Source organism: Shewanella carassii (assembly GCF_002777975.1).
In the GTDB taxonomy this organism is placed as follows: domain Bacteria; phylum Pseudomonadota; class Gammaproteobacteria; order Enterobacterales; family Shewanellaceae; genus Shewanella; species Shewanella carassii.
In genome coordinates, this window is the sequence record NZ_NGVS01000025.1 from 79,196 (window position 1) to 90,775 (window position 11,580).

Annotated in this window: 9 protein-coding genes; 4 read left to right on the forward strand and 5 right to left on the reverse strand. The window is 55.5% G+C overall.

The features are described 5' to 3' along the window. Nucleotides 1-42: 42 nt before the first annotated feature. Entirely contained in the window at nt 43-1,596 is a 1,554-nt protein-coding gene (locus CBE72_RS13065) for a M28 family metallopeptidase (RefSeq protein WP_100144085.1), read from the reverse strand. Between the two features lie 197 nt (nt 1,597-1,793). Here CBE72_RS13065 and CBE72_RS13070 point away from each other — a divergent pair, with 197 nt between their 5' ends. Then, complete coding sequence (locus tag CBE72_RS13070) at nt 1,794-2,819, forward strand: GGDEF domain-containing protein (RefSeq protein WP_100144087.1); 1,026 nt, start codon at nt 1,794-1,796, stop codon at nt 2,817-2,819. Here CBE72_RS13070 and CBE72_RS13075 read toward each other — a convergent pair. Genes CBE72_RS13075 through pdsO form a run of 3 tightly spaced genes read right to left on the reverse strand, consistent with a single transcriptional unit; the run spans nt 2,811 to nt 6,561 of the window. Continuing rightward, entirely contained in the window at nt 2,811-3,419 is a 609-nt protein-coding gene (locus CBE72_RS13075; protein WP_100144089.1) for a class GN sortase, read from the reverse strand. The genes CBE72_RS13070 and CBE72_RS13075 overlap by 9 nt on opposite strands. Before the next feature lie 32 nt (nt 3,420-3,451). Further along, nucleotides 3,452-5,779 (reverse strand): marine proteobacterial sortase target protein, encoded by a 2,328-nt coding sequence (locus tag CBE72_RS13080; protein WP_100144025.1) that lies wholly within the window; start codon nt 5,777-5,779, stop codon nt 3,452-3,454. A 14-nt stretch (nt 5,780-5,793) separates the two neighbouring features. Further along, on the reverse strand, nt 5,794-6,561 hold the full coding sequence (gene pdsO / locus CBE72_RS13085) for a sortase-associated OmpA-like protein PdsO (protein WP_100144091.1): 768 nt from the start codon (nt 6,559-6,561) through the stop codon (nt 5,794-5,796). Nucleotides 6,562-6,779: 218 nt separating this feature from the next. Between pdsO and pdsR the strand changes: the two genes are divergently transcribed. From pdsR to CBE72_RS13100, 3 genes are all read left to right on the forward strand, one after another. Further along, nucleotides 6,780-7,472 (forward strand): proteobacterial dedicated sortase system response regulator, encoded by a 693-nt coding sequence (gene pdsR / locus CBE72_RS13090; RefSeq protein ID WP_025009526.1) that lies wholly within the window; start codon nt 6,780-6,782, stop codon nt 7,470-7,472. Further along, entirely contained in the window at nt 7,469-9,640 is a 2,172-nt protein-coding gene (gene pdsS, locus CBE72_RS13095; protein ID WP_100144027.1) for a proteobacterial dedicated sortase system histidine kinase, read from the forward strand. The genes pdsR and pdsS overlap by 4 nt, the downstream gene beginning before the upstream one ends. A 113-nt stretch (nt 9,641-9,753) precedes the next feature. Continuing rightward, nucleotides 9,754-10,932 (forward strand): cystathionine beta-lyase, encoded by a 1,179-nt coding sequence (locus CBE72_RS13100; protein ID WP_039033343.1) that lies wholly within the window; start codon nt 9,754-9,756, stop codon nt 10,930-10,932. A 54-nt stretch (nt 10,933-10,986) separates the two neighbouring features. Here CBE72_RS13100 and CBE72_RS13105 read toward each other — a convergent pair whose 3' ends face one another. Beyond that, nucleotides 10,987-11,184: a PA3496 family putative envelope integrity protein gene (locus CBE72_RS13105; protein ID WP_100144029.1), complete on the reverse strand. Its 198-nt coding sequence runs from the start codon at nt 11,182-11,184 to the stop codon at nt 10,987-10,989. Nucleotides 11,185-11,580 lie beyond the last annotated feature (396 nt).

Below are 11,580 nucleotides of genomic sequence, written 5' to 3' on the forward strand. Positions count from 1 at the left end.
TGGACAGGTGTAACCCTTTTTGAGTCACACCTGCCACCAAACTCAGCGCTGATCCTGAGCCCGGCGCTTCTTGAAGTCCGAGTCTTCAAGCCATTGGGGCCAATCATTGTTATTGGCCAACCGTGCCAGAATGTCGCTTATCAAGGCCAAGTCCTGCCGAACCCCATCCAGACTCCAGCTTGGGTCATAATCATCGGCTGCCTTATGATATTTATGGGCGATATAATCTGGATCTGTATCCCCCAAACTCATAAACAGCAAGCCGGGTACCCCTTCCTTGGCCAGAGCGAAATGGTCCGAGCGGAACATCAAGCCATTTTGCGGCCGGGGATCGGCCTTGACGCTGCGTCCCTGCCCTTTGGCAGCATCATTCAGATACTGCTCCAACTCTGACACGCCCTCACCATAACGCAGGATATAATCCACGCCTTTGCCCATATTCATGCCGTCTATATTGAGAAATGCCACCAGCTGCTTGGTGGGAACCGGAGGGTTTTCGGCAAAGTACTGGGCGCCAATGAGTCCGGTTTCCTCGGCAGTGAAGGCGCTGAACAGAATCGAGCGTTTCGGGGCATCAATGCCCTTTTGCTGTTTGAAATGCTTTGCCAGTGCCAGAACACCGGCCACACCGGAGGCGTTATCCACAGCGCCGTTGAGCACCACTTCTTTGCCATCTTCAATGGTCTTTCCCAGATGATCCCAGTGAGCGTGCATCACCAAGTATTCATTTTTGTGCTCGGTTCCAGGCAACAAGGCCGCCACATTGTGGGATTGCGCCAGTTCTATCTTGTTGTTCAAGGTCAGGTTGGCCTTGAGTTTCAACGGCACCGCCTTGAAGCCTTTATTGACCGCCTGTTGCTTCAAGGTGTCAAAGTCCAGACCCGCCTGGCTGAACAGCTTCTTGGCGCTATCGTGCTGGATCCACCCCATCACGCCAACCGATGATGCGTTGTTGTCTTTATCCACCAGGGTGTACTTGGTATTGGTATTGGTGTTGCTGTTACGCACCACCCCCCAACCGTAAGCGGCGGGCGCAGTTTCATGCACAATAAACACAGCCTCGGCGCCCTGGCGGGCCGCTTCTTCATATTTATAGGTCCAGCGACCGTAATAGGTCATGGCATTGCCCTTAAATACCTGGGGATCCTGAGTGGCAAAGCCGGGATCATTGACCAGCACAATCAGAGTCTTACCACGAACATCCAGGCCTTCAAAGTCATTCCAGCCATATTCCGGGGCATTGATACCGTAGCCGACAAAGACCACCTCGCTGTCTTGCAGCTCCACCTTGGGTGTCACTCTTTGAGAGCGGGCGGTAAACTCCTCGCCATTGCTGAAACTCATTGAGCCCAGCTTAAGCTGCATATTCTGATCTGCGCTGATCCTGGCCATGGGAACGGCTTGCAGATAACTGTTGCCAAACCCGGGCTCAAGCCCCATCTCCTTGAAGGCTTTGGTAAGGTAATCCAAGGTCAGCTGTTCACCGGCCGACAGAGGCGCACGGCCTCCAAAAGCATCGCTGGCAAGGGTTTTCACATCCTGGCGATAGCGGGATTCATCCAGTTCAAAGGGAACAGCCAACGCCAGAGCAGGCATTAACAGTGTGGCCAACAGGCCACAGACAGAGGTAAATCTCACGACTTCATTCCTTGTTATTATCTATTTTGTTCAGCCATTGTAACAGCAGGGCAGCACTCTGTAGAACCAGACGATATTCTATGATCCTTTGGATCCACAAATGATGTAATTTGTGTCAAGCTGAATAGGTAATTGCATCAACAATGAGCTTCTCCATCGTCATGACTCTGCTTCAACAAGCCGCCAAATACTTGAAAAAAGCCTTACCGCTGATGTTGAAATATCGGATACCGACAACGCCGGTCAACTATGCGCTCTGGTATGCCTATGTCAGTGAACGCAATCCTATGCTCAATGCCAGCTTGGATGAAGCCGTCAGCCAGTACAACACTTGCCCACCCTCCACGGCGGAACTCCTCTATCGCCACCATCTGGCTCCGGAGGAAGAGTTGGATGTCAGAGGTATGCGTCAGAGTATGGAGGCAATAACGACCGAGCTGTCGCAGTCGCTCAAGGATACCAGCTGCGATGCCGACAGCTTTCGCGCCAAAATCGAGCGTAATTTCGGCCGTCTGAGCCGCTTGGATCAAGAAACCATGGATCTTGAGCAGGTGATGGGCATGGTCCGAGCCCTGGTGCAAGACTCGGATGATATTCGTAGCAGCACGGATTATTTGAGCTCGCAACTGAGCAAGGCCCAGCAGGAGATAGACAGCCTGCGACTACAGCTGCAAAACACCGAAAAAGATATACTGCTAGATGCCCTCACCGGTTGCCTCAACCGCCGCGCCTTCGATGCCGACTTCGATAGCTTGTTGAGTCAGTCGCCGAAGGGCTGCTGCCTTATTCTGGTGGATGTGGATCACTTCAAACGTTTCAACGATGAATACGGGCATCTTTTGGGGGACCAGGTGCTCAAGGCGGTGGCCAAACGTCTGCAAGATGGCTGTCATGACGGTGCCAAACTGTATCGTTTCGGTGGTGAAGAGTTCGCTATTCTGGTGCCGACCAGTCAGCTGAGAGTGGCACGGCAACTGGCCGAAGCCATGAGACGGGCACTGGAGAAAGTTTGCGTCAGAGACAGGCGCAAGGGCCTGCTCATCAGCAATATCAGCGCCTCCTTCGGGGTTGCCGAGTGGCAGCAAATGGATACCCGCCAATCCCTTACCGAACGCGCCGACACCTTGCTCTATGAAGCCAAGCGTTTGGGCCGCAATCGGGTGATGCCGATATCAGGCTGAAACCGCCAGCGTCGGCAAGGCTTCTGCCTGCACCACAAATCTAAGCTCGGCGCCGCCGCTCAGGCTATCGAAGGGATAACAGGTGATCAGCGTCAATAGCCGCTCATCACTGCCCATCAACCAAGGTGTCTCAGATTCATGCACGACTGCGGTAGCCCGTATTCGATAAAAATGGATCTGGCCATCCATGCCCTGCAAGCGGATCTCCTGCCCCACCCTGGCCCCGGCCAGAATCGCGAAATGGGTATCCCTGTGACCGGCAATCACGGTATTGCCTGTCTCTCCGGCACCGGCTCCCGAGAGCATCTGCGCCGGTCCAAAGGCCAGATTACGGCCACTGGCCCCGGCCAGCACATAGAGTGGCTCATGCTTGCCTATCCACAATTTGGCCGTGGGGTGGGTATCGGCCCAGGACCAGGGTTTGTGTGCCTGGCCATCAGTCAGACTCTTGGCCCAGGCCTTTTCAATCAAAAACTGGGCGAACATGGCTTTGGCTTGCATATATCCTCCTTTAAACAGCATGGCCGAACCCGCCACGACCAGAACCACTATCACTATTGAGCAGATATCGCCAAAGCGCCCCCTATTGACCGAGGGCATAGCGCCTGCTCTCAGGGCCTGATGCGTCTGGCTCATCGCCCAGCCCCCTCACAAGCACGACGGCCAAAGGCCCTGGGGAAAGCCGCCAGCATCAGCGCCGCCAGCAAACTGGCCAACCCCAGCAGCAACATCAGCCGGCTGTCGGTGGCGGTCTGCGGCAACTTACCCTGCCAGCCCTTGGGCGCATGACTGGCTACTTGCCCTTCCCGGGTCGCCGCGGCGTCCGGATTGACCGGGGTGACATCCACTGCCACCAGGCTGGTGTACGGACTGACCAAGTGGTACTTCAGCGACAGCGCTGTGACCTGGCGTTCAATGCGTTCACTGTTGGCAGCATCTTTGGCCAGCTCCAGCGCGGCTATCTGTTTTCTGGCCCAGATGAGATCCAGCCCTTTGGGCTCAGCCTTGGCATTGAGCGCCAGCTCCTGCTGCCAGAATTGGCCATCGATAAGACCGGATACGATAACGGCCTTGTGGGCATTGCTACGCTGTTTGATGCTCACCAATACCGGCTCACCCTGATAGAGATCCGGAATTTGTGCCGGCCAGTAATCCGGCACGGTGCCGTCAGGGTAGCGCAGCGACACATCTGTGATCCTGGGAGCAGAGATTTTTTCCAGCAAGGCAACCACCTTTTGCTCCACCTCCTGCATCTTGCTAATATAGGTAAAGCTGCCCCGCCCAAGCTCGGCGGCACGCTGCATAAAGTGAGAGTTGGGCGCACTGCCTATGCCTACGGTAAACAGGCGGTTGTCGCCGAGCCTGTCTTTAATCAGTTCAAATAGCGCCTGTTCATTGCCTACGGCGCCATCTGTCATGAAAATCACCTGCCTGAGCGCCTTACTCTCACCTTGCGTGCCGACTTTATTTTGAGCGGCAAAATCATTGTTCAATGCCAGCTCCAGCGCCTTGGCCATCTCGGTACCACCGTTGGCTTCCAGGGCACGAATAAACTGCTGCGCCCGACCTATATTGTGGGCCGTTGCCGGCAAAGAGTTGGCCGCCATGGTTTGCACTGCAGAGTTGAATTCAACGACATTGAAACTGTCCTCCGGTTTGAGACTGCTCAAGGCATACAGCAATGCCTGTTTGGCCTGAACAATTGCATCTCCCCCCATTGAGCCCGAAGTATCTATCACCAGAATGAGCTCCCTGGGCAAGGGCTTGGCCACCTCTTTGCTCTGTGGAGGCATCAACATCAATAGACTGTATTCATCCCTGGCAGCTTGGCCTTCGGCCTGCGCTAAAGAAGGTGCTGGGGTATGGGTCTGCCCTTGCTGGCTGAACAGCGCCGCTGCGGGCTTGGCGCCCGGATCCGCTTGCCATTGCAACACAAAGTCGCTGTCGGCCTTGGTATTGTCTTGTTGCAGCTGCACCCGAATACGGCCATCACTCAGGGTTTGTTGGGAAATAGCATGATAAGGGGATTCCAGCGACAGCAAGGGAAAACCGGCATCCAGGATAATATCCAAACTGAGGCGATTCTCCTGGCCACCGCTGTGCGCATGGGGGCTTTGCGCTTGGGAGCTTTTAAGATCAGAGCTTTCGCTATCTGTACCGGCAAACATCTTTTCAAGGCCCGCGGCTTCAATCACAGGACTCAGCAACCGCGCCGCCTCCTCCACACCCTTGAAGCTTTGCAGCATGCTTTGGGGCAGATAACGGGGCGTGTGGGTCATGGGAAAGCGCAGGCTGAACTGACCATCACGGTAATCCAATGCCTGCTGGTAGCTGAAGCTGACTTTAAGGGTTTCCCCTGGGGCCAAATTAGCCACCTGAGTGGTGAACAGGTTGGGCCGCTCCTGACTCAGTAAACTGGCGCGCTTGCCCTGAGCCTTGGCCTGCTCAAAAGCGCGCTTGGCCTCTTCCTTTGGTTGAATAACCCCCTCGATGATCCGCTCACCTATTCTCAGCTGCATGCTGTCCACCGCCGCCTCATTGGGCAGCGGGAACAGGTAACGGCCGTGGATCCACTCCTGGGTATCATTGGTGAATGACTGGGTGACGCTGACTCTGTTACTCCAGCCACTGATGCTCATGCTGACTTCGGTTGCCAGTGCCGGGGCCTGAGTGTCGCCAAAAGCGAGCACCCCGGCACCTGGCCACTGCGGATTATCAATCAGTTGAAGGGTACCTTCCTGAGCCTGGACACTTGCAGGCTCTTCGGCAAGTTGGGGGCCATTCTCGGCCCAGGCTTCAACCGAGCTCACCAGGTTGAACACCAGCAGTGCCAGCAGGGCAAAGCCTGAAAATTGCAGGGCGTTGACGGCCCTGCATAAATAAGTATCAGAATCGCTGTGACTGGCGGCGGGCATTCTCTGAAACTGCTCGTTATCCTGCCGAGGGATATCCATATTCATTTTGCCGCACCCTCTCAATTACCGCTTTGTTGATTGGCAGCCAGAGCAGCTCCCTGAGTCTGCAATTTCAGCGTAACCCGACGGTCAAAGAAGTCGCTCTCGCGGCTCTGTTTGGCACTGAGGGGTGAACTGGCGCCAAAAGCCTGGGTTTGCAAACGCTCTTCGGCAACGCCTTGGCTAACCAAATAACTTTTCACAGCCTCAACTCGCTGCTCGGACAGCGTCTGGTTGTAATCAGAATTACCACGGCGATCGGCGTAACCGGTCAGATCCAACATCAGCTCAGGCGACAGGCTCATGGCATAGGCCAAATCGTCCAGCTGGCGGGCAAAGTGGGGTTCGATTTCGGCGGTGCCGGTACGAAACTGCACATTCATACCCACTATCAACTCTTCGAGCTGGGCAGCCCGGTCGCGGGAAAGCGCATTAAGACGGCTCTGGGCATCGGCGTATTGCAACGATAACTCCTTCAGCGCTCGCTGCTTCTCACTGAGACTCGCCAGTTGTTCGGTTTGCTCGGCCAGCTGTTGCTGCTGACTCTTGAGCTGCTCGTCATCGCCCACAGACTTACCCACTATGCCACCGGTGAAGGCACCGATAACCGCCCCCACAGGTCCCCCAACCACGGCGCCCAGCAGTGCGCCTGTGCCAAAACCAACCAACTCTTCGTTGTGGTCTCTCTCCTGAGTCGGTAAGTTTGGCTGGCTGTCGGCGTGCGCCAGAGAAGAAGTCAGCAACAGTGATGCCATGATCAGGGAGGCTATGGGGGTCTTTTTCATCATCTCGATTCCTTTTGTCTTGTAGAGCTTGCTGCCCAGTTGGCAGCGTTCCTCGTCGTTGAGATGATTAAACCCCATTGAAATGGCAAGTCTGGGGAGCAAAAATGGCACTTTGGCTATCAATTGTGGCAACAAAATGGCAATTGGAAGCGATCGCTTTTTTCACGGCTAAAATCCTGTATAGTCACGGCTATTCACGGCTCGGCAGGAACAAGAGGCAGATGAAACGCATTGCCATAGTGGAAGATGAAGCTGCAATAAGAGAAAACTACAAAGATGTGCTGCAATCACAGGGTTACTCTGTGCAGACTTACGCCAACCGCCCCGAGGCGATGCAGGCCTTCAACACCCGCTTACCGGATCTGGCCATTATTGACATAGGTCTGGAGCATGAAATCGATGGTGGCTTTACCTTGTGCCAGTCGCTGCGGGCGATGTCGGGCACCCTGCCGATTATTTTTCTCACCGCCAGAGACAGCGACTTCGATACGGTTTGTGGCCTGCGTCTGGGTGCCGATGACTACCTGAGCAAAGATGTCAGTTTTCCCCATTTACTGGCGCGGTTGGCGGCGCTGTTTCGCCGCTGCGAACTCGCCGGCAGCAGCGCTCCGGCCGACACCCTGATGGAGCGCGGCGCCCTCACCATAGATGCCAACCGAATTCAGGTATATTGGCAACAGCAGCCGATTGAATTGACAGTGACCGAATTCTGGATGGTGTACGCCCTGGCCAAACATCCCGGCCATGTGCGCAGCCGCACCGAATTGATGCAAGAAGCCAAGATTTATGTCGATGACAGCACCATTACCTCCCATGTAAAGCGGATCAGGCGCAAGTTTATCGCCGCCGATCCGGCCTTTGACTGTATAGATACCGTCTATGGCATGGGTTATCGCTGGGATCCCGAATCTTGAAGTTTCCCTCCTATCACCCGCCAATAGGCCTCAGAACCAAGACTCTGGTACTGTCGCTGTTTTTGCTGTGCCTGCCCTGGCTTGGCTATCAGTATGTGTGGGAGATGGAGAAATATCTGCGTCACGGCCAGGAGAAAACCCTGGAAGGGACCACTCAGGCCCTGGCTACGGCGCTGCATGAAAGACCCAGGCTGTTCGACAGCCAGGCCAGTTTCCTCAATCAAGTGGAAAAGGGCCGCGATCTCTACGCCTATCCGCTCAACGGCCCCATTCAGCTGGATGGCCGCCTCAATGATTGGGAGGCCTACCGCCATCGCGCCATGACCTATGGCGAAGAGCATACCCTGATGCGCTTGAGTGACAGCCAGTCAACGCTGAGCTTTACCCATATGGTAGGTAAATATGGCGGCTACCTTTACGGCTTTTTCGAGGTAACGGATCCAAAGGTGATTTACCGCGGCCGCAACAGCCTAAGTGTGGATCGCAACGACTATCTGGCTATCGCCACCCTGGCCCCAGATGGCCGTTTTCGCCGCTACACCATAGCCAACAAGCACGATGGCTGGCTCAGCGCCTTCGAGTTGCCTGAAAATCCAGCGCTCAGCGCCCCGGTGACACCAGAGGTCCGCATTCAGGGCCAATGGTTGAAAACCGATAAGGGTTACAATATTGAACTCAGAATGCCGCTGGAGATGGTGGGCAGTAAACTCAGTTTTGCCATTCATGATGTCAACGACAAAAAGAGCCGCAGGCTGGAAGCCATAGTCGGTACCTCGGCCACAGACCGCGCCGACAAGCTGGGGACGGTTCTGGTACCATCACCGGAAATTGAAAGTATTATCAAAGGCATGGGGCATAACAGCTCGCGGATCTGGGTGGTGGATGTCCATGGCCGGGTGCTGGCCAAGTCGGGCGATATTCGCGCCGATTCCAGTGTCTGGACCCGCTCGGTCGAGGAGGAGCGGCAACCGGAAAGCTTCTTTGGCAAACTGGAACACGACTATCTACACCCCATCTACTACACAGTGCTGACCAAGCCACCTATGGATTTTATCGACTCACTGCAGGACTCGACCGAACTCGGCGGCAGCCATATTCGCCGGGCGCTGAATGGCCAGATGGCCTCCACCTGGCGCCTGACACCGGATAACAAGGCGGTGGTGTTGGCGGCGGCCAGCCCCATCTGGATTGACGATAAGGTGATGGGCGCCGTGGTTGCCGAGGAAACCACCCATGGTATCCGTACCCTGCGTAACCGGGCACTGGAGAAGCTGTTCAATGTGATCCTGACCGTGATGGCCATGGGAACCCTGGCACTGTTTGTGTTTGCCTCGGGGATCTCCAGCCGCATTCGCAAACTCAGGGATCAGGCCGAGCGCGCCATCGACAGCCAGGGGCGGGTTCGCGACACCATTCCACCTTCAAAAGTGCGCGATGAAATCGGCGATCTGTCGCGCAGTTTTGCCAATATCGTCAACCGGTTGGGGCAATATACCCACTATCTGGAAAACATGTCCTCACGGCTATCCCACGAATTGAGAACCCCGGTGGCCGTGGTGCGCAGCTCATTGGAACACTTGAGTCTGCAGCAACTGGACAAGGACACGGCCAAGTATGTCGACCGTGCCCAGGAAGGGGTCAACCGCTTATGGCTGATCCTCGCCAACATGAGCGAAGCCACCCGGCTCGAGGAGTCCCTGTCCCAGGCCGAGATAGATGAATTCCCGCTGACCAAGGTAGTGGCAGGCTGCGTCGCCGGGTATCAGATGACTTACAAGGAACAAGGTTTCGTGCTGGTGTTACCGGATGAACCTTTGACCATGCGCGGCGTACCTGAATATATCGCCCAGCTGATGGATAAGCTGGTCAGCAACGCCATTGAGTTCAGCAAAGCCGATACCGATATCCGCATCAGCCTCAAGGTGCAGGGCAAACAGGCCCTGCTCAGGGTGGAAAACCAAGGGCCACTGTTGCCGGAAAACATGGCCGAGCAGATCTTCGAGTCCATGGTCTCAGTGCGGCCGCAAACGATGCAGTCCAAACCTCATCTGGGACTGGGACTTTATATCGCCAGGCTTATCACCGCCTTCCATGGCGGCCATATCAGTGCCAGCAACCTGAGCGATGGCTCGGGTGTCGAAATTCGGGTCAGCCTGCCGCTACTTTAAGCCGCGGCCAACTTGAACAAGTCTCAAGCCCACCGCACTGGCAATGACAAGATTCAATGTTAAGATGCCTCAAAGGGGCGCCCGCCCCGCCATCACAAACAAGAGTTGCATCCATGAAGAAAGCCACCAAGCTGGTCTCACTCGGCCGGGACAAAAAGTGGAGCAAGGGAGTAATCAATCCTCCCGTGTTTCGAGCATCAACCGTTGTATTTGACAGCATGGAACAGATGCGCCACGCCACGGCCAATCGCGCCAAAGGGGAGATGTTCTATGGCCGCCGCGGCACTCCGACTCACTTTGCCTTTCAGGCGGCCATTGCCGAACTCGAAGGCGGTGTTGGCACTGCGCTCTACCCTTCAGGCTCTGCGGCCATCAGTGGTGCCCTGCTGTCTTTTCTGAAGGCCGGCGATCACTTGCTGATGGTAGACAGTGTCTACGAGCCCACCCGGGATCTGTGCGACAAGCTGCTCAAGGGGCTGGGGATTGAAACCAGTTACTATGACCCCTTGATTGGCGCCGGTATCCGCGAGCTTATCCGCCCCAATACCAAAGTGCTGTTTCTGGAGTCTCCCGGCTCCATCACCATGGAAGTCCAGGATGTGCCGACCCTGTGCCGTATCGCCCATGAACATCAATTGGTCACCATGCTGGACAACACCTGGGCCTCCCCCATCAATTGTCGCCCGTTTGAGATGGGCGTCGATATCTCGATTCAGGCCGCCACCAAGTACATAGTGGGTCACTCGGATGTGATGCTGGGTACGGCGACCGCCAATGAAGCACACTGGGATACCCTGAGGGAGAACAGCTATCTCATGGGCCAGTGCACCTCTGCGGACGATATCTTTCTGGCGGCCAGGGGGCTGAGAACCCTGGGGGTAAGAATGGCGCAACATGAAAAAAATGCCCTCAAAGTGGCCAATTTCCTGGCGCAGCGCCCGGAAGTGGATCACCTGCGCCACCCGGCGTTTGCCAGTTGCCCGGGTCACGAGTTTTTCCAGCGTGACTTCAGCGCCGCCAACGGCTTGTTTTCCTTCGTGCTCAAAGAGGGTAACCGCCAAGCGATGACCGCCTTCGTCGAAGGGATGGAACACTTCAAGATGGGATTTTCATGGGGTGGCTTCGAGAGCCTTATTCTGGCGATATCCGGCATAGAGAAATTGCGCACGGCAACCCAGTGGGACAGCAGCAAGCCCCTGGTGAGACTGCATATAGGTTTGGAAGATCCGGACGATTTGATTGCCGACCTCGAACGGGCCTTCGAGCGTTATCACGCCGCAATGCAGGCTTGATCAGCAAAAGCCCGCTTGAATGCGGGCTTTCCAAGGACAGTAATAGCTTGGCTGTCAGTCAAAGTCCAGCTCATCTGCCGACACTCCCACCCCCAACTCACGGGACAAGGCCATCTGCTCTCGAATATCCTCTATTCGCCTGCGAGCCGCGCTTATCCGCATATCTTTTTTACTGACCCGGTTATTGGATGTCAGAGTTCCCTCTTGGGCCGCTTCGCTCTTGCCTTTACTCAAAGATTGATTAAATGACATGGTCTTCCCTTAACCTCACGCCGGTTCTTTACGGCCTCCTCAAGAGCACTTCCCGCACACTTGGGTAAGGCCGGTAAGCCGGAGTTAACATCGACACAACCGGCATAAACTTCACCGGCAACCCCGACATAATGCCTCATTCAGGAGTCCAATCCTATCGGAAACTCGCTCTATTTTGCTTACGTTCAGCAAATACTCAGGCGTTAAAAAGCAAACGGCACTATATGCCGACTCCCCGATGGCAAATTTGGCATGTTCTGCGCCTAGAAGGGAACATTTCGCCACCCCAAACTTATTTGCGCCCAATAGCTTATGCAGTTCTTCTCTTGCGCTGCCGCTCCGTGGTTTAATAACTGCCGTCATCTCGAGTCCGGGTCCAAGCATGTGGCCCCCGCC